This window comes from Virgibacillus halotolerans, from assembly GCF_016908515.1.
GTDB lineage: Bacteria > Bacillota > Bacilli > Bacillales > Amphibacillaceae > Virgibacillus_M > Virgibacillus_M halotolerans.
In genome coordinates this window covers 136,221-158,559 of record NZ_JAFBEA010000006.1, presented here as the reverse complement: position 1 = coordinate 158,559, position 22,339 = coordinate 136,221, and the positions used below count along the sequence as shown (strand labels likewise).

Annotated in this window: 24 protein-coding genes and 1 riboswitch; of the genes, 7 read left to right on the top strand and 17 right to left on the bottom strand. The window is 38.6% G+C overall.

Annotated features, from left to right (window positions below; translation table 11 throughout):
* Window positions 1-52: 52 nt before the first annotated feature.
* The 15 genes from sufU to JOC34_RS14810 all read right to left on the bottom strand — a co-directional run bounded on the left by sufU (window position 53) and on the right by JOC34_RS14810 (window position 14,473).
* On the bottom strand, window positions 53-484 hold the full coding sequence (sufU, locus tag JOC34_RS14880; RefSeq protein ID WP_205137558.1) for a Fe-S cluster assembly sulfur transfer protein SufU: 432 nt from the start codon (window positions 482-484) through the stop codon (window positions 53-55).
* Window positions 474-1,694: a cysteine desulfurase gene (locus JOC34_RS14875; RefSeq protein ID WP_205137557.1), complete on the bottom strand. Its 1,221-nt coding sequence runs from the start codon at window positions 1,692-1,694 to the stop codon at window positions 474-476. Before JOC34_RS14875 ends, sufU begins: the two co-directional genes overlap by 11 nt.
* Window positions 1,694-3,001, bottom strand: a complete 1,308-nt coding sequence (gene sufD, locus JOC34_RS14870; RefSeq protein ID WP_205137556.1) for a Fe-S cluster assembly protein SufD — start codon at window positions 2,999-3,001, stop codon at window positions 1,694-1,696. The genes JOC34_RS14875 and sufD overlap by 1 nt, the downstream gene beginning before the upstream one ends.
* Window positions 3,002-3,018: 17 nt before the next feature.
* The gene (gene sufC, locus JOC34_RS14865; RefSeq protein ID WP_205137555.1) at window positions 3,019-3,804 is read right to left on the bottom strand and encodes a Fe-S cluster assembly ATPase SufC; all 786 of its coding nucleotides are present in this window, start codon (window positions 3,802-3,804) and stop codon (window positions 3,019-3,021) included.
* A gap of 254 nt (window positions 3,805-4,058) precedes the next feature.
* Window positions 4,059-4,229 carry a YuzK family famiily protein gene (locus JOC34_RS14860; protein WP_205137554.1) on the bottom strand — a complete coding sequence of 57 codons (171 nt, stop codon included), beginning with the start codon at window positions 4,227-4,229 and terminating at the stop codon, window positions 4,059-4,061.
* Between the two features lie 211 nt (window positions 4,230-4,440).
* Window positions 4,441-5,268: a MetQ/NlpA family ABC transporter substrate-binding protein gene (locus tag JOC34_RS14855; RefSeq protein ID WP_205137553.1), complete on the bottom strand. Its 828-nt coding sequence runs from the start codon at window positions 5,266-5,268 to the stop codon at window positions 4,441-4,443.
* A 16-nt stretch (window positions 5,269-5,284) separates the two neighbouring features.
* Window positions 5,285-5,953: a methionine ABC transporter permease gene (locus tag JOC34_RS14850; protein ID WP_205137552.1), complete on the bottom strand. Its 669-nt coding sequence runs from the start codon at window positions 5,951-5,953 to the stop codon at window positions 5,285-5,287.
* Window positions 5,943-6,974 carry an ATP-binding cassette domain-containing protein gene (locus JOC34_RS14845; RefSeq protein WP_205137551.1) on the bottom strand — a complete coding sequence of 344 codons (1,032 nt, stop codon included), beginning with the start codon at window positions 6,972-6,974 and terminating at the stop codon, window positions 5,943-5,945. Before JOC34_RS14845 ends, JOC34_RS14850 begins: the two co-directional genes overlap by 11 nt.
* A 107-nt stretch (window positions 6,975-7,081) precedes the next feature.
* Window positions 7,082-7,196: riboswitch (SAM riboswitch) on the bottom strand.
* Window positions 7,197-7,263: 67 nt separating this feature from the next.
* Window positions 7,264-7,578, bottom strand: coding sequence for a thioredoxin family protein (locus tag JOC34_RS14840; RefSeq protein ID WP_205137550.1), 315 nt, complete (start codon window positions 7,576-7,578; stop codon window positions 7,264-7,266).
* A 10-nt stretch (window positions 7,579-7,588) separates the two neighbouring features.
* On the bottom strand, window positions 7,589-7,939 hold the full coding sequence (locus JOC34_RS14835; protein WP_205137549.1) for a toprim domain-containing protein: 351 nt from the start codon (window positions 7,937-7,939) through the stop codon (window positions 7,589-7,591).
* Between the two features lie 137 nt (window positions 7,940-8,076).
* Complete coding sequence (gcvH, locus tag JOC34_RS14830) at window positions 8,077-8,460, bottom strand: glycine cleavage system protein GcvH (RefSeq protein WP_205137548.1); 384 nt, start codon at window positions 8,458-8,460, stop codon at window positions 8,077-8,079.
* Window positions 8,461-8,529: 69 nt separating this feature from the next.
* Complete coding sequence (locus tag JOC34_RS14825) at window positions 8,530-8,892, bottom strand: arsenate reductase family protein (protein WP_205137547.1); 363 nt, start codon at window positions 8,890-8,892, stop codon at window positions 8,530-8,532.
* Window positions 8,893-9,052: 160 nt separating this feature from the next.
* Complete coding sequence (locus JOC34_RS14820) at window positions 9,053-10,837, bottom strand: acyl-CoA dehydrogenase family protein (protein ID WP_205137546.1); 1,785 nt, start codon at window positions 10,835-10,837, stop codon at window positions 9,053-9,055.
* Window positions 10,838-10,876: 39 nt separating this feature from the next.
* On the bottom strand, window positions 10,877-12,052 hold the full coding sequence (locus JOC34_RS14815; protein WP_205137545.1) for an acetyl-CoA C-acetyltransferase: 1,176 nt from the start codon (window positions 12,050-12,052) through the stop codon (window positions 10,877-10,879).
* Between the two features lie 18 nt (window positions 12,053-12,070).
* Window positions 12,071-14,473 (bottom strand): 3-hydroxyacyl-CoA dehydrogenase/enoyl-CoA hydratase family protein, encoded by a 2,403-nt coding sequence (locus tag JOC34_RS14810; protein WP_205137544.1) that lies wholly within the window; start codon window positions 14,471-14,473, stop codon window positions 12,071-12,073.
* Window positions 14,474-15,022: 549 nt separating this feature from the next.
* Between JOC34_RS14810 and JOC34_RS14805 the strand changes: the two genes are divergently transcribed.
* The 7 genes from JOC34_RS14805 to JOC34_RS14775 all read left to right on the top strand — a co-directional run bounded on the left by JOC34_RS14805 (window position 15,023) and on the right by JOC34_RS14775 (window position 19,779).
* On the top strand, window positions 15,023-15,757 hold the full coding sequence (locus tag JOC34_RS14805; RefSeq protein WP_239544454.1) for a metal ABC transporter solute-binding protein, Zn/Mn family: 735 nt from the start codon (window positions 15,023-15,025) through the stop codon (window positions 15,755-15,757).
* Window positions 15,758-16,067: 310 nt separating this feature from the next.
* Complete coding sequence (locus JOC34_RS14800; protein ID WP_205137543.1) at window positions 16,068-17,003, top strand: metal ABC transporter solute-binding protein, Zn/Mn family; 936 nt, start codon at window positions 16,068-16,070, stop codon at window positions 17,001-17,003.
* A gap of 16 nt (window positions 17,004-17,019) precedes the next feature.
* Window positions 17,020-17,775, top strand: a complete 756-nt coding sequence (locus JOC34_RS14795; protein WP_205137542.1) for a metal ABC transporter ATP-binding protein — start codon at window positions 17,020-17,022, stop codon at window positions 17,773-17,775.
* Between the two features lie 16 nt (window positions 17,776-17,791).
* Window positions 17,792-18,655 carry a metal ABC transporter permease gene (locus JOC34_RS14790; RefSeq protein WP_205137541.1) on the top strand — a complete coding sequence of 288 codons (864 nt, stop codon included), beginning with the start codon at window positions 17,792-17,794 and terminating at the stop codon, window positions 18,653-18,655.
* Window positions 18,642-19,055 (top strand): Fur family transcriptional regulator, encoded by a 414-nt coding sequence (locus JOC34_RS14785; protein WP_205137540.1) that lies wholly within the window; start codon window positions 18,642-18,644, stop codon window positions 19,053-19,055. Before JOC34_RS14790 ends, JOC34_RS14785 begins: the two co-directional genes overlap by 14 nt.
* Window positions 19,056-19,057: 2 nt before the next feature.
* The gene (gene crcB, locus JOC34_RS14780) at window positions 19,058-19,441 is read left to right on the top strand and encodes a fluoride efflux transporter CrcB (RefSeq protein ID WP_205137539.1); all 384 of its coding nucleotides are present in this window, start codon (window positions 19,058-19,060) and stop codon (window positions 19,439-19,441) included.
* Complete coding sequence (locus JOC34_RS14775) at window positions 19,438-19,779, top strand: fluoride efflux transporter FluC (RefSeq protein WP_205137538.1); 342 nt, start codon at window positions 19,438-19,440, stop codon at window positions 19,777-19,779. Before crcB ends, JOC34_RS14775 begins: the two co-directional genes overlap by 4 nt.
* A gap of 48 nt (window positions 19,780-19,827) precedes the next feature.
* Here JOC34_RS14775 and JOC34_RS14770 read toward each other — a convergent pair whose 3' ends face one another.
* Both JOC34_RS14770 and JOC34_RS14765 read right to left on the bottom strand, forming a co-directional pair.
* Complete coding sequence (locus JOC34_RS14770; protein ID WP_205137537.1) at window positions 19,828-20,634, bottom strand: VLRF1 family aeRF1-type release factor; 807 nt, start codon at window positions 20,632-20,634, stop codon at window positions 19,828-19,830.
* Window positions 20,635-20,991: 357 nt separating this feature from the next.
* Complete coding sequence (locus JOC34_RS14765) at window positions 20,992-22,299, bottom strand: hemolysin family protein (protein ID WP_205137650.1); 1,308 nt, start codon at window positions 22,297-22,299, stop codon at window positions 20,992-20,994.
* Between the last annotated feature and the right edge of the window lie 40 nt (window positions 22,300-22,339).

Genomic DNA, 22,339 nt, shown 5'->3' with positions numbered 1-22,339 from the left:
CTTTGCTGTAAAACAGCTTTATAACAATTTCGTACGGTAATCCATTGGCATATTATTCTTCGTGAAATCCTTTTTCCATCGCTTTCCACGCAAGGGTCGCACACTTAATTCGTGCTGGGAACTTAGCTACCCCCTGCAATGCCCCCAGATCTTCTAAATCCAGTTCTTCCATATCAATGTCTTCCCCCATCATCATATGTGAAAAGGTATCAGACATTTTTAATGCTTCTTTCAGTTTCTTTCCTTTGATAGCCTGTGTCATCATCGAGGCGGAAGACATGCTGATTGAGCAGCCTTCTCCATCAAATTTAACATCCTTTACAATATCGTCTTCTACTTGTAATTGTAGTTGAATTCGATCCCCACATGTTGGGTTATTCATATCGACGGTTAATACTTCACCATCAAGTACTCCTTTGTTACGTGGGTTTTTATAATGATCCATAATTACTTGTCGGTATAGTGTATCTAGGTTATATGACATCACCGAAATACTCCTTTGTTTTCAAAAGTCCATCAACTAAATGATCAATATCTTCTGTTGTATTATACAAATAGAAACTTGCCCTCGCTGTTGCTGTTACATCCAACCAACGCATAAGTGGTTGTGCACAGTGATGCCCCGCTCGAACAGCAATCCCGAATGAATCAAGAACTGTTGACGTATCATGCGGATGTACATCAGCTAAATTAAACGTAACAAGTGCAGCACGATTTTCCGGTCCATATATGGTTAGATCATCAATTGTACGCAAGTTTTTCATCGCATAGTCTGCTAATACTTTTTCATGGTTTAAAATGTTATCCATTCCAACCTCGTTTAAAAAGTCAATCGCAGCTCCTAAACCAATTGCACCGGCTATGATTGGCGTTCCACCTTCAAACTTCCAAGGCAGTTCTTTCCATGTTGAATCGTAAAGATTTACGAAATCAATCATCTCACCGCCAAATTCAACCGGATCCATCGCATTTAGATATTCCTTCTTACCATATAAAACGCCTATTCCTGTCGGCCCACACATTTTGTGACCAGAGAAAGCGTAAAAGTCGCAATCTAAATCTTTTACATCAATCTTCATATGTGGTGCACCTTGCGCACCATCTACAAGTATTACAGCACCATTTTCATGGGCGATTTTCGCAATTTCTTTCACCGGATTTATGGTACCTAACACATTGGATACATGTGCGATCGCAACCACTTTCGTGTTTGCTGTAATCGTATCACGTGCATCCTCCAATGTTACTGTTCCATCCGACTGTAATGGCATATATTTCAATGTTGCTCCTGTTTTCTTTGCGACCTGCTGCCATGGAATGATATTACTATGATGTTCCATCGGTGTAATCACAATTTCATCGCCGATTGTTAAGTTCTGAAGCCCAAAGCTCTCGGCAACCGTATTAATTCCTGTTGTTGTTCCGCGATTAAAAATCACTTCTGCAGTGCTATCCGCATTAATAAAACGTCTTACTTTCTCACGAGCACCTTCATATAATTCAGTTGCCCGTGAGCCTAATGTGTGAACCCCACGATGCACATTGGAATTGTCGTGACGATAATAATCATTGACCGCTTCGATCACTGACAATGGTTTTTGTGAGGTTGCTGAGGAATCAAGATATACCAAGGGATGTCCATTAACTTCCTGATTTAAAATCGGAAATTGCTCTCTGATGGCTTTTACATCCATTAGTAAACTTTCCTCTCAATTAATTTCGTTAATTGCGCCCTAACAGAGGCGATTGGTAACTTCGTAACTACTGGTGCTAAGAATCCATGAATAACAAGACGCTCTGCTTCCGTTTGTGAAATACCGCGGCTCATTAAATAATACAATTGTAATGGATCAACACGGCCTACTGAAGCTGCGTGTCCCGCAGTAACATCATCTTCATCAATTAATAGAATTGGGTTGGCATCCCCACGCGCTTTCTCACTTAACATGAGGACGCGGGATTCTTGTTCCGCATTGGCTCGGGTTGCACCATGTTCAATTTTACCAATTGCATTGAAAATAGATGTTGCCTTTTCTTTCATTACACCATGCTGCAGAATGTGGGCATGTGTATCCAATCCAATATGGACACTCTTCGTTGTAAAGTTCTCAATTTGCGTACCACGACCTACAACTACTGCTTTCGCTTCAGAAGATGACCCGTCACCAACTAAATACGTTTCGTTCTCAAAAACAGTATTCCCATCATTCATCTGACCTAAAGCCCAATCAATGGTTGCATTATGATACGCAACGCCACGACGGTTCATATAGTTTGTCGTACCTGCAGCAAAGTTATCAACACCGCCAAATGAAATCTTTGCATTATCGTGTGCAATAACCTCTGTTATTACATTTGAAATGGTTTCCTGTTCATCGTTTTGCGATACATAGTTTTCTACATATGTTAATGAACTGCCTTCATCCGCAACAACTAACACATGATTAAATAGAGCAACTTCAGGGTCTTCCTGCCAAAATATAGATTGGATCGGCTCTTCCACTTGTAAGTTCTTTGGAATATAAACGAAAACTCCACCATTCATTAATGCTGCATGTAATGCTGTTAAACGATGCTCATCAATAGAAACAGCGTCTTTCATATAATATCTTTTCACCAATTCTTCATGCTCTGTTAAGGCAGTGAATATATCAGTGAAAATAACACCTTTATCTTTCAATTCGTCGCTTAATGATGCATAAGCAACCGACTGATTGCGTTGAATAAATAAGTTTTTCGGTAGGTTATCCTGATCAAGTAAATCCTGAATCTCCAATGGCAATTCACTTAATGAGGAAATCACCTCTCCTTTAGCCGCATGCTTAAAACGACTGAAATTCCATCTGCCGATCTTTGTCTTATCGGGTTTAGGCATTTCAAGTGAACCCGCCTGATCTAAAGCTTCAAGACGTAATGAATTCATCCAAGCTGGTTCATTTCTTTCCGCAGAAAACTGTTTTATATAATCTTTATCATATGGAAGCTTTGTTTCAACCGTCATACTATCCCTCCTAACAATTACGCATTTTGACCTACAGTTTCGTCCTCAATACCAAGTTCTTCTTTAATCCACTCATAACCTTCTGCTTCCAGACGTTGTGCCAATTCCGGACCACCGGATTTAACAACGCGCCCTTGCATCATAACGTGAACATTGTCTGGTGTAATATAGTTTAGTAAACGCTGATAATGCGTAATGATTAAGCAACCAAAGTTTTCGTCACGCATTTTATTAATTCCTTTAGATACTACTTTTAATGCATCAATATCCAGTCCTGAATCAATTTCATCCAAGATTGCAATTTCAGGTTTCAATAGCATTAATTGCAGAATTTCGTTACGTTTTTTCTCTCCACCTGAGAAGCCTTCGTTTAAATAGCGCTGTGCCATGTTTTTGTCAATTTCCAAGAAATCCAAAGTCGCATCCATTTCTTTAATAAATTTCATTAAAGAAATTTCGTCGCCTTCTTCACGTCGCGCATTGATAGAAGATCGAAGGAAGTCGGATGTTGTTACACCACTGATTTCACTTGGATATTGCATGCCTAAGAATAGACCTGCACGAGCACGCTCGTCTACTTCCATTTCCAATACATCCTTACCATCAATATGAATGCTTCCTTCTGTTATCTCATAATGAGGATGCCCCATAATTGCTGAAGCTAATGTCGATTTCCCTGTACCGTTTGGTCCCATGATTACATGGAATTCGCCACCGTTTATTGTAAGGTTTACGCCTTTTAATATTTCATTACCTTCAATTGACACATGAAGATTCTTAATTACTAGTGTTGACCCTGCCATATTAATACCTCCAAATACTATTGTAGTTGTATATTTCAGAATGAAAGTTGCATTCATTCTCAACTTATTCTCATTACAATCTTAAAGCATTTTTAATTAATTATCAACTCTTTTAGACTAATGGCGGGTTATGCCAATAGAATGCATGAAATTACTGGTAGTAATTGATTCATACTATTGATATTCATAATTTATTAATTACGCTTAACAAAAATACTGATGTCCCATTTCAGGAACATCAGCACTGTCTTTTTTTATTTTATAACACTATTTTCTAAATCAGCTACTAAGAATTTACATTGTTCATATTCTCGCTGTCGTTTTTTCTCTACGGCAATCTGATTATCCAGATTTCTCGCATACTCCGCATAACCCATTTTATGCGATTGTTGCATTGCTTTCTCCATCTCTGGAGTGTAGTTCATTTTTATCCCACTAATAATAGTGAATCATCCTTTCAATTTGTCTACCACATTAAGACTAACATAGGGACGATTCCCATTACAATCTGGTTATAAACGTGTTATTCATCACTAAAGCCCGTGAGCTGTAATTCAATGCGGATTGATTTACCAGTTCATTAACATAGAACGAATTACTCGCATATACTGTATTTTACGCCATATTCACTAAAAATTAATCGTTTCCGCCGACAGGAACAATCGCGCCATCATACGTTTCTTCAATAAATTGCTGTATTTCATCTGAATGCAGTACATCTACAAGTGTGTTCAATGCCTCATTATCTTTATCTTCTGAACGAACTGCAATAACATTCACATACGGGGATTCATCCCCTTCTATTATCAATGCATCCTCTAAAGGATTTAAATCAGCATCAATTGCATAGTTTGTATTGATTGCAACTAATACATTATCCTCTTTGCTGTACAGTTCAGGTAATGTTGCTGCATCAACATCAGCGGAGAATGTTAAGTTCTTTGGATTATCAACAATATCTTTCACTGTAGCGGACACCTTGTCCACATCTTTATCTAACTTAATGAGTCCTTCTTTTTCAAACAAAGCCAAAACACGGCCATGGTCTGCAACAGAACGACTTAAAATCACTTCTGTTCCATCCTTGATATCATCTATACTAGCTATGTCTTTGGAGTAAATACCCATTGGCTCAATATGAATCCCATCGATATAATCAAGATCATAACCAGTATCTTCAATTGTTGTTTCTAAATATGGGATATGTTGGAAAAAGTTTGCGTCAAGCTCGCCGCTTTCTAAGTCATCATTAGGAAAAACATAATCCTGATATTTCTTAATATCTAATGTAATTCCTTCCGCTTCAAGCAATGGTTTTGCTTCCTCTAAAATTTCCGCATGTGGGGTACTAGATGCACCAATTTTAATTTCTTTTTCATCTGAATTCTCATCTGTATTGGAACCACCACATGCCGCCAAAATTAAAACAAACAATATAGATACATAAGCTGCTATTTTTTTCATCTTTGTATTCTCCTTATTATCTTTTATCTAATTTATTTGAAATGAAATCTCCAATGAACTGAAAAATAAATACAATAATAACAATGATTACCGTACAAACAAACACAATATCAACATCGCGTCTTTGGAATCCAAAGAAATATGCATAATCACCTAAACCACCTGCACCGATTACACCTGCCATTGCCGTATAACCAATTAATGCGATAGCGGTAACGGTGATTCCTGAAACTAATGCTGGCATTGATTCTGGCAACAGAACCCGAAATATGATGGTTCTTGTTTTTGCTCCCATTGCTTTTGCCGCTTCGATAACACCTTTATCCACTTCTTTTAACGCGATCTCAACGAGCCTTGCATAAAACGGGGCAGAACCGATGATTAATGCAGGTAATGCCGCATTAGGACCACGGATTGTTCCTATTAGGAAATCTGTAAACGGAAACAGCAGTAAAATTAAAATGATAAATGGGATGGCTCTAAACACATTGACAATTATAGCTGTAATCATGTTAAGAAATTTATTTTTCCAAATCCCTTCACGTGAAGTCAGATATAAGAGTAATCCTAACAAAATACCGAATATTACTGTTCCAATTAACGACATTAATGTCATATAAAATGTTTCATAGGTCGCCTCAACTAATTCATTGATATCTAAATTAGACAGTAGATCAGTTAGCATCTCGGATAACCTCCACTTCTACAGAGGTTTCATCACTTATAAATGTCACTGCCTTATTAACCTCTTCATTTTCCCCTTCGATCTGAACAAATAATGTTCCATATGCCCCACGCTGGGTTTGCGTTATTTTTCCTTGCAGTATATTTATGTCTATCGCAAACTTTTTCGCTACTTGACTAATTAATGCCTGATTCGTTGTTTCTCCAATAAAATGCAGGCGAAGAATCTTACCATGATCATACGTATGAATTAAATGGGAGACACCATCGTCTTCATCATCCACACCCATTACCTGTTCTACAAAGCGCTTTGTTACACGCTGTTTTGGGTGTAAGAACACATCAAGCACATCACCCTGTTCGACAACCTTACCATTTTCCATCACTGCAACTCGATTACAAATTTTACGAATAACATGCATTTCATGGGTAATCAGGATAATTGTCAGACCTAATTTTTCATTAATATTAACTAATAGATCGAGAATGGCATTCGTCGTTTCTGGATCTAAAGCCGATGTTGCTTCGTCACATAGTAATACGTTCGGATTGTTTGCTAGTGCTCGGGCAATTCCGACTCGCTGTTTCTGACCACCACTAAGCTGGGATGGGTATGCATGCTCCCTATCCGAAAGTCCGACCAGTTCAATTAATTCATGAACACGTTCGTCCCGTTCTGCCTTGGAAAAGCCTGCTATCTCTAAAGGAAAAGCGATATTATCCTTCACTGTACGTGACCATAGTAAATTAAAATGTTGGAAGACCATTCCAATTTCTTGTCGTGCCAGACGTAACCGTTTTGAGTTTAAAGCAGTTATTTCCTGTTGGTCAATAACAATGCGCCCTTTCGATGGTTCTTCCAATCGGTTCAATAAACGCAAAAATGTACTTTTTCCTGCACCGCTATAACCGATCACACCGAATATTTCGCCTTCCTTGATATTAAGGGTCAAATCATCTACAGCTGCAATTTGATTCTTTTTCGATGTATAATACTTGCTTAACCCTTCAATTGAAATCACAATAAATCCTCCTCTAAAATTCTGCAAACAATTAAAAATAAGCCGATTAAATAGGAAAACGTCTTTCTGTAAGAGAACAGAAAGACGTTTATTCATATCTTCACGTTCCCTCATCTGCCAAAGCAAACAATACTTTGCTGGAATTGGCACCTTTCAAACAAATAACGTTTGAAGGTTGCCGCGGTTTCATAGGGCCAGTCCCTCCACCACTCAGGATAAGAGATTACTTTATTCATTTTAAATGGATAGATCATATAATAGCATGATGTATTTAACGTGTCAAACGAAGCTAGCTTTTAGCGAACAGTGCCGGTTTATAGGACAATAAGTAATTGTAAATATTTGCTATTGATCGAAAAGCATACACTTTTTCCTTGATTTCATTATCCTGCATGATTAACAAACATGGAACACTTTCAATTTGATTATCCTGCATGAAATCTGGATATAAAGAAGCGTTCATTTCAACAAATATGTTTTCATGATGAACGGATTCAATCTTTTCCAGCATCGAGCGCGCTACATGACATGTCCCACAAAATGGAGAATAAATAAAGAGTAGATAATCCCCTTTTTTTAATTGTTCATTCGTAATTTCCTGCAAAAATACCACCCTAAACCAGGAAGTTTGGATTTACAGCGATCCCCTGCCCTGCCAATGCTGTTGCAAGCATATAAGCTGGTGTAGCTGCCACTTCCTTATAATCACTACTTACATAGATGTGGGTCGCATGTGGCAATTCGTTTTTTAACTGCCTGCGAAGGCTGATGCCAGATGGATCCTCATCAACGAAAATAAAGACCTCCTTATGATCTAAATCATAGGTTTCTAACAAATTATCAAACCGTTCCACACCCAATGTACCATTTGTACAAATAATTATTACATCCTCATTAATAATCTTTTTAATCTCTCTTTTATCTGTTAAACCCTCAACAATGATAACTTTTTCACTTTCAATCATCCCATAGCACTCCTTATAAAATCAAGTAAGAAGCTTATATTGAACGTCCTTCTATAAACAGTATATGATATAAACAAGGCTGACTATACAACTTATAAAAAGTTGTTAGCCAGCCTCGCTTTCATTGCTATTTATCATTAGTCTTCGTCAATTACTGCTGCATATTGCTCGGCTGATAAAAGATCATCAAATTCACTGTCATCAGCAGGCTCTAAAACAACCATCCACGCATTTTCATATGGAGATTCGTTCACATACTCAGGATTGTCTTCTAATTCCTCGTTTACTTCGACAACTTTACCACTTAACGGTGCATAAAGCTCGGAAACTGTTTTTACGGATTCAACACTCCCAAAAGGCTCATCCGCTTCAAGTTCATCTCCAACTTCTGGAAGTTCTACAAATACAATGTCACCTAGTTCGGCTTGAGCAAAATCTGTAATCCCGATCCGTACTTGATCGCCTTCTTTTTTAATCCACTCATGCTCTTCTGAATATAATAATTCCTCTGGTAAGCTCATTGATATCCCTCCGTAAATTAAGTCACTATTACTATACAAGCAAAACACTTTTATTTCTAGTATTTCATTCTAATTATTTAACCATTCTTGATTAAATGTTTCCTCTTTAAAACCGACTGTTACTTTTTGTCCATCCGTTACAATCGGACGCTTAATTAACATCCCATCGGAAGCTAAATATGCTGCCATTTCCTCTGTACCTGCATCCTTGATCTTTTCTTTCATATTCAGTTCACGATATTTTTTCCCGCTTGTATTGAAGAACTTTTTCGCCGGTAGACCACTTTTGGCAATTAAATCTTCCAGTTCCACCTGGGTTGGTGTCTCGTCCACAATATGTATGCTCGTATAAGCAACGCCTTGATCATCAAACCATTTCTTTGCCTTTTTACACGTACCGCAATTCGGGTACCAATAAAATGTCAATGCCATGTACAACCCTCCCGATCGTTTCTTTCATTAGAATCATTATAACAAATTTTAAAAAATATTCTATTGTTTTGTAACGTTTGATATAAATATCGTTATTTCTCCGAGAATAATTTGCAGTAAAAACCCCCAGTTTTGAATGAAACTGGGGGTATGTTACCAATTAAACCGTATACTTTTCTTCTTCTATAATCCCTGCTGCAATTTCACGCTTTTTAGCAACTACATTTGTCGGTGTATGTCGGGTTAATTTACGTAACGATGAAAGCATCATCCGCAATGTGTCTCCTTCTTCTACTGCGATTAATGTTTCTTTTGCGTCCGCTTCGATCCGGTTAAATGCTTCTTGCGCATATACCTGGGTGTAAAGCAATTTTTGCTTACTAGCTGCTTCCCCTGATTTCTTAATAGCTTTTTCCGTACGAAGAATGGCTGCTTCCATGTTATAAACTTCGGCAGTCATGTCAGCTAGGTTAACAAGAATCTCCTGTTCATTCTCCAACTTCTGCATATATTTCTGTGCAGCTAAACCAGCACCGAGAAGCACCATTTTCTTCGCGTTTCTCAAGAGATGTTTTTCCTGCTCTAATGGTTCCATGCCGACCTCTTCCGGCATCATCATCATTAGTTCTTCTTGCAAGCTTTGCGCTTGTTGTAAAAGTGGTAATTCACCCTTCATTGCTTTTTTCAGTAATGTACCCGGTACAATCAATCGGTTGATTTCATTCGTTCCCTCAAAAATACGGTTGATGCGAGAGTCGCGATACAAGCGCTCCACTTCATATTCTTGCATAAATCCGTATCCGCCATGCAGTTGTACAGCTTCATCTACCACATAGTCCAAACATTCTGTGGCAGTGAATTTATTCATGGAACATTCGATTTGGTATTCCGCGATTGCACGGGCCACTTCACGTCCATCTTTTAGCTGCTCCTCCGTTAATGCTCCCATGCGCTGTTCGAACAAGCCCACAGTCCTATATACAGCACTTTCATTTGCATACGTGTTTGCTGCCATGGTTGCTAGTTTTTCCTGAGTTAGGCGGAAGCTGGAAATTGGCGTATCAAACTGTTTACGTTCGTTCGTATATTTCACAGCCAATTCAATACCACGTTTGGAACCACCTACAGCACCGATGGCCAATTTATACCGGCCTACGTTTAAAATGTTAAATGCAATAATATGGCCGCGTCCTTTTTCACCTAATAGATTTTCGACAGGAACTTCGGCATCTTCTAAAACCAATGTACGAGTCGAGGAACTTTTTATACCCATTTTCTTTTCTTCCGCCCCTGTCGATACGCCAGGGTACTCTCGTTCCACAATGAATGCAGAGAAATGCTCTCCATCAATTTTTGCGTAAACAATGAATACATCAGCAAATGCAGAGTTGGTAATCCACTGTTTTTCTCCATTTAAAATATAGTGGGTACCAGCTTTATTTAATTTAGCGGTTGTTTTTGCCCCTAAAGCATCCGACCCTGAAGATGGTTCTGTTAAAGCATAAGCGGCCAACAGTTCTCCGGTAGCAAGCTTTGGTAAATATTTCTCCTTCTGTTCGGCATTACCAAAAAATACGATTGGTAGTGATCCGATTCCAACATGTGCGCCATGTGTGATCGAAAATCCACCGGCACGTGAAAATTTTTCAGTAATTAAAGAGGAACTGATTTTATCTAATGCAAGCCCACCATAATCTTCGGGAACATCAGCACCGAGCAGTCCAAGTTCTCCAGCTTTTTTTAATAGATCAACAGAATGCTCGAATTCATGGTTTTCCAAGTTATCAATTTTAGGTACCACTTCGCCTAATACAAAGTCTTCTGTTGTTTTGGCGATCATTTTGTGTTCTTCTGTAAAATCCTCTGGCGTAATCACATCATCACTTGTTAAATCTTCAACTAAAAACCCGCCGCCTTTAAAAATCTTTTCTTTTGTATCACCCATGTTTATCGTTCCCTTCTATTATAGAATACATATTTATATTTAAATTAATTCAAAGACACCTGCAGCGCCCATGCCACCGCCAATACACATGGTTACAACACCATATTGTATATTTTCCCGCTTCATTTCGTTGATCAAACTTAAGGTTAACTTCGTGCCTGTCATGCCTAACGGGTGGCCAAGTGCAATTGCGCCGCCATTCACATTCACTTTGCTCGTATCCAGTTCCAAAGCTTGAATCACACGAACAGACTGAGAAGCAAAGGCTTCATTCAATTCAAATAGTCCTATATCAGAAAGTTCCAGTCCAGCGATTTTTAATGCCTTAGGAATTGCCGCTACTGGACCTACCCCCATAATCTCTGGTTCCACACCCGCTACAGCAAATGAACGGAACTTCACTAATGGGGTTAACCCTTCCGCTTCTGCTTTTTCGCGATCCATTACAAGTACGGAGGCTGCACCATCACTCATTTGTGAGGCATTTCCTGCTGTTACAGATCCTTTTATATTAAATGCTGGTCGAAGCTTTGCGAGTATTTCTGTTGTTGTTCCCGGACGTACACCTTCATCCGTATCAAACAAAAATGATTTTTCTTCTATTTTATTATCAGAACCAACAATACGCTCCATCACTTCTACCGGAACAATCTCATCCTTAAATTTTCCTGCTTTAATTGCCTTTTCCGCCCGTTCATGACTTTGAGCCGCAAATGCGTCCTGATCCGTACGGGAGATGTTAAAACGATTCGCAACTTCTTCTGCTGTATGGCCCATTTCCATATAATAACCGGGTGCATCCTGAACCAATTTACTGTTCGGTTTGATCACATGCCCCCCCATCGGGATTAAACTCATCGATTCCGCACCACCAGCAATGATCGTATCACTCGCCCCAACCATAATACGCTCGGCTGCATAAGCGATACTTTGCAAACCTGATGAACAGTAGCGATTGACAGTGATCCCTGGGACATCATTGCTTAATCCAGCCAATCCAGCAATATTGCGTGCCATATTCATTCCTTGTTCCGCTTCTGGCATAGCACACCCGATAATAACGTCATCAATATTACCTTCATAACTTCCTGCCCGCTTCAATGTTTCCTTAATGGTTAAAGCGGCTAAATCATCCGGTCTCATATGAGCGAGTGAACCTTTATTTGCCTTTCCGACTGGTGTTCTTGCACCTGCTACAATTACTGCTTCCTTCACGGTTGTTCCCCCTATCTATTAGTTTCGAAGTGGTTTTCCTTTTAATAACATGTGCTGCATCCTTGCTTGTGTTTTCGGTTCAGCGATTAAGCTCAAGAATGCTTCACGTTCCAAATCAAGCATGACCTGCTCATCAATCAATGTTCCTTCTTTTATACGTCCACCTGATAATACATATGCTAATTTTTCAGCAACTTTCAGATCATGATCTGATGCATAGCCGCTCAGCTTCATGGACTTGGCCCCGAGCAGCATCGCCGCATACCCTGCGTCTCCCACAACAGGGACTTGTTCGCGTTTGGGTGCCTGATAGCCCGATTTTGCTAGTGCCAATACCTTTTGTTTAGCATCATGTAAAACATGATCCGGATTTACACTAATCTCATCACTTTCATTTAAAAAGCCATTTTCCCGTGCTTCTGCAGCCGAAGTAGATACTTTTGCTGTGGCAACTTTTTCAAAAACATCATTGGCTACCTTTGTCAGATCGAAGTCTACCCCTTTAGGCAGGTTACGCAGTTCTTTTAAATAAAGCTCTTTCGTTCCGCCACCACCAGGAATGAGTCCAACGCCAAACTCAACAAGTCCCATATAGGTTTCTGCTGATGCTTGAATGGAAGCGGCTGGTAAGGATACTTCCGCACCACCACCAAGTGTCATTCCGAATGGTGCCGTTACAACCGGCTTCTCTGAATATTTTATTTGCATGGCCATATTCTGAAATTGGCGCACAACCATATCCAGCTCGAAGAAGTTATCATCTTGTGCTTCCATCAGCATCATGCCAAGATTGGCACCTACACAGAAGTTTTTCCCTTGGTTACCAATCACGAGCCCTGCATAATCCTTATTATTTACCTCTTCAATCGCAAACTTGACCATTTGAATAATATCCAGACCAATCGCATTGCTCCTAGAATGGAACTCAAGTGCTAAAACACCATCACCTAAATCTATTAAACTCGCTCCTGTATTCTTTTTTATCACGCCATTTACGTCTTTTAAACGCTGCAAATTAATTTCCTTTTCATTGAACTGCTGCTGTTTATATCCACCTTGATCATAATAGGAAACGTTGCCATTTTTCGTTTTATAAAAACATTCATTTCCTTCCTCTAACAGCTGTAGTACCCATTCCGGGACCGTTTCTCCTTCTTTTTGCATCCGTTCTACCGACTTACGAACACCAATAGCATCCCATGTCTCGAATGGACCAATTTCCCAGCCAAAGCCCCATTTCATAGCTTGGTCAATTGCGACAACATCATCAGCAATTTCCCCTAGAAGCTCAGCGGAATACCGCAGTACTGGCTTAAGTACAGACCAGACAAGATCACCGGCTTTATCTCCTTTTGCATTTACAAGCGCTTTCAATTTATTGCGTGAACCTTTCGCTTGTTTTGCTAATTCTGTTGCTTCTGTTTTTAACTGCTTACGGTCCTCATATTCTAATGTTTCCGGATTCAATTCATAGATCGTACTGCCGTCTTTTCCTTTTTTCTTAAGGAAAAACCCTTGACCGCTTTTCGCACCTAACCAGCCATTTTCCTGCATTTTAAGCATGAACTTTGGTACATCAAATACATCTTTCTCATCGCCCTCTACTTGATCATACACATTTTTAGCTACGTGAATGAAGGTGTCTAAGCCAACCACATCGAGTGTGCGGAAGGTAGCACTTTTTGGACGGCCAATCATTGGTCCTGTAACAGAGTCGACCTCACCGATGCTATAACCACCCTTGAGCATTTCTCTTACCGTTACCAGTAATCCATAAGTCCCAATGCGATTAGCAATAAAGTTAGGTGTGTCCTTTGCTTCGACAACCCCTTTGCCAAGCACATCTTCCCCAAATGCTTTCATAAATGCCAATACGTCCGGATCCGTTTCTTCCCGCGGTGTAACCTCCAGCAATTTTAAATAGCGTGGTGGATTGAAAAAGTGTGTCCCCAGAAAATGCTTACGAAAGTCTTCGGAACAATCTGCAGCCATTGCTTCCACGGATATACCTGAAGTATTGGAACTAACAATGGACCCAGGTTTCCGGTATTTATCCACATTGGCAAATACTTGCTTCTTCACATCCAAGTTTTCAACAACAACTTCAATGATCCAGTCAACATCAGCTAATTTTTCCATGTCATCATCCATATTCCCTACTTCAATTAAATCCAGATTCTCTTTCGTTGTTAATGGTGACGGCTTTTGTTTTATAAGCGCTTTTTTGCTTTGTGCTGCCACTCGATTTCTCACCTGAGAATCTTCTAATGTAAAACCTTTTTGTGCTTCTGCCTTAGTCAATCCCCTTGGTACAACGTCAAGCATAATCGTTGGTATCCCCACATTAGCTAAGTGAGCGGCAATGCCGGAACCCATCACACCAGAACCGAGTACTGCAGCACGCTTGATTGATTGCTTCATTTTTTATCCCCCAATCTCCATTTGAATGAATGATCATTCATTTTAACTGAAAAAATAAAAGATAGTTACCTATCCATCTATTTTCTAGTATAAAGCAATATCAGATACTTCGCAATAAATATAATGCAATTCCTGAAAATAATGTAAGCGATCGCAATCGTGTTCACGTTTCTGGAGGAAATTTATTTTTATTGTACGGAAATAAGACGAAACGTATGGTTACTATTTACAGATCGTAATCATTACGATATAATTCATTTTGTACTTTAAACAGAGAAACAAGGAGGATAACACCGCATGAAATTTTTCCAAGTGCTATATGTATCATATTTTTATTAGGGATGATTACCGTTAGTTGTTCGCAATCAAATCAAACTTCCGGTAAATCTGGAAAATCAAAGGAACCAAATGAGAATGTTTCGGATATATACACATCACTTTACCCAATCCAATATATAACGGAACGTATCGGTGGCGATACCGTATCCGTAAAAACTGTTTACCCACCGGGGGGCGGATGCTCATACATATGAGCCTACTTCAAAAGAAATGATCACCATTGCTAAAAGTGACGCATTCTTTTATTTAGGAGCTGGAATGGAGGCCTTTGCGGAAACCGCCGCGGAAACACTGGCAAATCAAGATGTTAAGCTTTTAGAGATTGGCGAAGATAAATCAATATTTTTAAAGGATGAACATGGAGAGAAGGAACATGAAGAAGAACATAACCATGATACAGATCAAGCAACTGAACACGAAGAGCATGAGCATCACCACGGAGACTATGATCCGCACATCTGGTTGGATCCACTCCGTTTAATCGACGTATCCGAAATTGTTAAAGAAGAACTTATTGCATTAAATCCAGATGCAGAATCAATGTACGAAGAAAACTTTGCAGGCTTAAAAGAAGATTTAACAGCATTAGATGAAGCATATAAAAATGTTCTAGACAAGAAAGAAAATAAACATATTCTTGTTTCCCATGCGGCATATGGCTATTGGGAAGATCGCTACGGTATAGAACAAATGTCTATCAATGGTTTATCATCATCTAATGAACCATCGCAAAAAGAATTAACGAATATTATCAATCAAACCAAGGAATATAATTTGAAGTACATTCTTTTTGAACAAAACATTTCCAACCGTGTATCTGAAATTATCCAAGATGAAGTTGGTGCAGAAGCGGCTGTCATTCATAATTTGGAAGTCTTAACAGAAGAGGATATTGAACAAAATGAAATTACCTTTCTCTCATGGAACATAACCTGGAAGTATTAGATAAAATAACCGAATAAAATCGGAACCCCTTCTACCTATCTAGTTAAAAGCCTGGCATTCTCAAACCTTTAATGGTGAATGCCTTAGGCCTAACATAGCTGTAGGAAGATTTTACCCCTTCCTACCCTATCTTCCAATAAACTGGATCTTCCTTTCAATATCTAAGAATTATCGAATCCATACTCTATCTGTTTACAACAAATTTTATTTTCACTATAATGAATCGTAATCGTTACTATTTACAAACAAGCATTCTTACCATATAATGAGGAAAGAAAAAAATTAAAGACTGGGGAATAAAAAAAGCGTTATGAAAATTTTAAAGGCTATCATCACCATTTTTACAGTATTACTTATTGCGTCTGGCTGTGCCCCATCTCAGGATGCTGCAACAGATAACAAACCAATTATTTATACCTCTATCTATCCGATCCAATACGCGGTGGAACGTATTGCTGATGATTTTGTTACCGCAAAGACGGTTTATCCGCCAGGTGTAGATGCGCATACCTATGAGCCAACTTCCAAAGAAATGACGAATATTGCTAAAGGGGATGCGTTCTTCTATCTAGGGGCAGGTATGGAAAGCTTCGCGGAAAGTGCCGCAGACGCTCTTGCCACGCAGGATACGAAATTAGTTGCGTTAGGAGAAAACGAATCACTTTTCCATACTGAAACAGACCATATTGAGGCGGATCACGAAGACGACGGTCATCAGCACGGAGATCACGATCCACATATTTGGTTAGACCCTATTCGGATGATAGACATGGCTGAAATGATTAAAGACGATTTAGTCGAACTTTATCCGGAACAAAAAGAGGATTTCAATCAAAATTTCGAAGCATTAAAAGCAGACTTAATAGATTTAAATACGCAATACGAGACCGTTTTACAAAACAAGAAAGATAAAGAAATACTTGTTTCTCATGCTGCTTTCGGCTACTGGGAAGAGCGATACGGCGTTACGCAAATAGCTATTAATGGATTGTCATCCAGCAGTGAGCCTTCGCAAAAGGAATTAACAAAGATTGTTGATCAAGCGAAGGAACATAAATTGAAGTATATTATTTTCGAACAGAATGTGTCCAACCATGTTTCTGAAATTATTCAAGATCATATTGGCGCAAAACCTCTGACGATCCATAATCTTTCGGTCTTAACAGAAGAAGATATCGAAAATGATGCGGATTATATCTCTTTAATGCATTACAATTTGGATATACTTGATAAAGCAACAAATTAATGAAAGGAGTACAAACATGAGCGAAGCTGTTGTTACGATGAATAATATAAGTTATGCCTATGAACATAAAAAAGTATTAGACCATGTCAATTTTGAAATTCCTCGTGGTGCTTTTATGGGACTAGTTGGGCCAAACGGTGGTGGCAAAACAACCTTAATCAAGCTCATACTTGGGTTGATAAAACCGGATGAGGGAGACATTCAATTGCTTCATGAACCGATTAATAAATTTAATCAATGGAATAAAATCGGATTTGTTTCGCAAAAGGCAAATAGCTTTAACAGGGGATTCCCCGCAACCGTTTATGAAGTTGTTTCCATGGGACTAACCGCTAAAGTAGGTTATTTAAGATTTTTTAACAAAACTCATAAAGCTAAAATAAGACAAGCAATTGATCAAGTAGGAATGCTTGATTATGTGAATGAAAATATTGGTAATCTTTCTGGTGGGCAGCAACAACGGATTTTCATCGCACGCGCACTTGTAAATGATCCGGAATTACTTATATTAGACGAGCCTACAGTGGGGGTTGACTTTGAAAATGTAAAACGATTTTATGAGCTTCTACATCAATTAAATGAGCAACGTAATATTACATTATTGCTCGTTACGCATGATACGGGAACAATGACTGAACACGCAACAGATATTGTTTGTTTAAATAAACAACTCCACTTCCATGGAGATCCGAAAGCATATGCGGCACTTTCGGAGAAAGACTTCTCAAAGTTTTACGGCCATCCCGTAAACCTAGTTATACACGATCATTAATGTTGGAGGAACAATTATGCTAGCAGACTTTTTTGAATACGACTTTTTACGTCATACATTTTTAACCGGTATATTGATCGGTTTAATCGCACCATTACTTGGAACATTTATTGTTGTAAGACGGCTTTCCTTGATTGCTGATGCACTATCACATGTCACGCTAGCAGGTATTGCGTTTGGATTGTTCCTGGATAAGAAATTCGCAATCGCATGGATTACACCATTTTACGGTGGGATGATCTTCTCTGTCATTGGGTCTATCTTAATAGAAAAATTGCGCGGGGTTTATAAAGCCTTTCAAGAGTTGGCAATACCAATCATCCTATCTGGTGGAGTAGGACTCAGTGTTATATTTATTTCATTAGCAGATGGCTTCAATACGGATTTATTTAATTACCTGTTTGGTTCTGTTTCAGCTGTTAGTCGAAATGATTTTTTTACTATTTTAGGTATTTCCATCTTTATCCTGATTGTCATCGGATTGTTTTATAAAGAACTTTTTACGCTTTCCTTTGACGAAGAACATGCAACCATTTCAGGCATTCATGCGAAACGAATTCATCTGCTCTTTATCATTTTAACAGCACTCGTAATTGCTGCATCGATTCGAATTGTCGGGGTATTACTTGTTTCTGCACTAATGACATTACCTGTTGCAGCAAGCATGCAGTTGGCAAAAGGATTTAAACAAATGATGTTTTTATCGGTAGCATTTGGTGAACTCGCGGTTATTGGCGGATTAATATCAGGCTATTACTTGAGCATCCCACCAGGAGGTACTATCGTGATGATCTCTATTCTTATTTTGCTGCTATCAATTGGTTATAAACGACTAAGTGTTACTTCGAAAAAAAGGAGGACTGCTCATGAACACGCATGAAGCAATACAAATTTTGAAAGAAAAAGGTTATAAAATGACCGGCAAACGAAAAGACATACTCAACTTTTTTGAAGCATCGGATGGATATCGGACAGCAAAGGATTTAATTGAGCATATGGAAATAAGTTATAAAAACATTAGCTTTGATACCATCTACCGCAACCTGCATTTATATTACGAAATGGGTATCCTGGAAAAAACTGTATTAAACGGCGAAAAGCAATTTCGCATTAGTTGCGCTCAACACCACCACCATCATTTTATTTGCAACCATTGCGGAAGAACGAAAGAAATCGATGTTTGCCCGATGGACGAGGTAGCAAATACACTTTCTAATTATGCGATCGAGGGACATAAATTTGAGATTTACGGTTTATGCCCGCTATGTCAAAGCGCATAACTATGAAATTATATCTTGCTATTGGTGTTGGCGGTATGATTGGAGCAACGGCCCGGTACGGTATATCCTTGCTATTCGTACCGGACATTACATTCCCTTATGCTACACTAATTGTAAACCTGATTGGATGCTTTTTGTTAAGCTTTCTTTTTAACCAACCCGCCATCAAACGAAAATTATCACCACAGCTGTTTGCAGCAATCGGAACTGGTATGATCGGTGCATTTACTACTTTCTCTACTTTTGCAATTGAGATCGAGAACTTGTGGCATGCCAATGGCTTCACCGCAGTCAGCTACATACTCATCAGTATTTGTGGTGGATTATTTTGCTGTTTTGGTGGCTATAAACTGGCATCAAAGAATAGAAATCAGGTGACATCATGAGTATTTTGCTCGTAGCAATTGGTGGATTTCTTGGAAGTATTACCCGTTTTCACATTGCTTCATTGGCAAACAAACGGCTTATCGGCACATGGATTGCTAACATTACAGGATCTATTCTCCTCGCATGGCTGCTTCGATTTCATATAACAGGATCTATTTCAGATTGGATTTGGCTCTTTGCCGGGATTGGATTCTGTGGTTCTTATACAACCTTTTCTACATTTGGAAATGAAACATTAAATCTGATTATAGATGGCCAATATCGAGCCGCTGTAAGTTATGTTAGCAGTTCTCTTGTTGTATCCCTCCTATTCGTTTTTATTATTTTGCAGGTTTGAATAAGATAAAAGGGCTTGAGATGATGGACTCAAGCCCTTTTATCTTATTTACCCAAATACTTCCTGAAGTACTTTGGATTCGTCATGATCGAGCATGTTCTTCTGAATGACATCATTGACAGGTTTATTCATTTCCTCTTTTAATTGAATGGCTGGATCCGCTTCACCTACAACAATTATTTTCTCCCAGTTATGGTCTTTCGCACGCTTATCTATTTTTGGTGCAATCTTTTTATACCAGCGATGTTTATTTTCCTGATAGCGGGCTTCAAATTTATCCTGTTGATAATTGGAGGCACCTGGTGCTCCTGTTGTTGCGCTTCCCTTCCGAGGTCCCTTTTTTTGTCGCCAGTTATCTGTATTTAAATCTAATTCAAAGGAGGTTGTATCTTCAACCCGATTAAGATCCGACTCTATTACTTTAATTTCATTTTGTTGGACAAGAATAATACCAGCTTTCGGATAATGTTCCTTTAAGTTCCTCAGTTGATCCAACTCAGGTGTTTCCTGCCATGTAAAGCTAGTTTCTACTCGCATTTGAATACGATCAGCAAACCAGATTTCTTCATCTGCAGTCGCAAACACAATTATTGATCTCAGTAAATCTGGCTCATGTCCATACACAAACTTTTCTACCTTTCGTTTGACCAATTGAAAATTCTTCAATTCTTCTTTATTATCATCTTCCTGTAAATAGCTTTCAAAATTTCGCATACCATTTTTAAAGTTTATCTTCCACTTTCCCCCTTGCTGATCAGGATCGGATGGATCCGTGTTTAAGTACATCGTAAATATTTTATTAGCGCCTTCCCTTCGAACATGCTCTAAATGCTTTAATTGGTTATTTAAGTCCATATTTCGTCAGCACTCCTTTAAATGAAATATCCTTCTCGTTTATAGTATTTGTTTATCCTTTATTCAATCCTGATAAACCTCTAGTTTGAAAGTTGTTTTTAGAAGGGAATTGCTTTCCACAAGACCATAGGCGCAAGCAACATATATGTTGCTTGCGCCTATGGTTGGCTGTTACTGCCTAAAGAAGCGGTTTAACCGAACATTACTAGGAGATAAAACATGTCCTTTCTGTAACTTTAAAATACACACTGCTATCGAATCCAAAAGAATCCAAATTTCTCTGACATAACCGGGTTTTTAAGTATATTCTCTAGTTGCAAAAAAAGACAAACACCTTAGCGTCTGTCTTCATTCAAATTACTGCTTTACAATTTTCACTTTTTTGATCTGATAGCCATCGATTTCCTCAACGATGAATTGATAGCCCCCATATTCAATCATTGTTCCTTTTGTTGCATCTATATTTTTCATAAATATCCAACCACCAATAGTATCCACTTCTTCATCTTCGAGATGCGTGCCCAGTAGTTCATTAATTTCCTCGAAATGTAATTTCCCTGCTACAATGGTTGTACTATTATTCAGTTTTTCAACCAGTGGCATTTCATTCACATCAAACTCGTCCCGTATTTCCCCAACAATTTCCTCCAAAATATCTTCGACTGTTACAAGTCCTGCAGTGCCACCATATTCATCATTCACAATCGCCATATGGATGCGTTCCTTTTGCATTTTAAGTAACAGTTGTTTAATCGGAGTTGCTTCAGAAACATGGATAATTGGGCGAATATATTTATCAATGGATACTGGTTTCTCTTCATCGAAATGACCAGTAAACACTTCTTTTAAATTGACTAAACCAACAATGTTATCCTTATCTTTATCCGCAACAGGATATCTGGTGAACTGCCCATCATATATCACTTTAATATTTGCTTCAAAGCTATCTTCTTTAAAAAAACAAACCATTTCTGTACGTGGAACCATAATTTCCTTTGCCAATCTTTCATCAAACTCAAATATATTATTTACATAGGTCATTTCTGCTTTATTAATCTCTCCACTCTTGTAACTTTGTGAAAGAATAAGTCGCAATTCTTCTTCAGAATGGGCAACTTCATGCTCCTGAACTGGCTTATATCCAAATAAACGAATAAACAGCCGTGCAGATCCGTTGAGCAACCATATAAATGGATACATGACCTTATAAAAGCCAATCAAGGGCTTTGCCAACATTAGAAGTATAGCTTCTGCCTTTTGTATCGCAATGGTCTTCGGTGCCAGTTCTCCAATTACGACATGTAGAAATGTAATAATGAAAAAGGCTATTGCGAAGGACAAGATTTTAGTCACAGCTGCATTTAATGATAGGTATTCAAAAACCGGGGTTAGCAATGCTTCAATTGCTGGTTCACCAAGCCAACCTAAACCTAGCGAGGTAACTGTGATCCCCAACTGACAGGCCGATAAATAAGCATCTAGATTATCGACAAGCTTTTTTGCATTTATCGCTTTTTTATTTCCATCCGCAACTAATTGATTAATACGGGTCATACGTACCTTTACGATCGCAAATTCCGTTGCTACAAAGAATGCTGTAAGCAAAATCAATATTGCGACCAAAAATAATTGAATAACAATCTCCAATTGAGATCCTTGTGCCATTTGACACAAGGATTTCACCTCCTGATTTTTTCAAAACAAT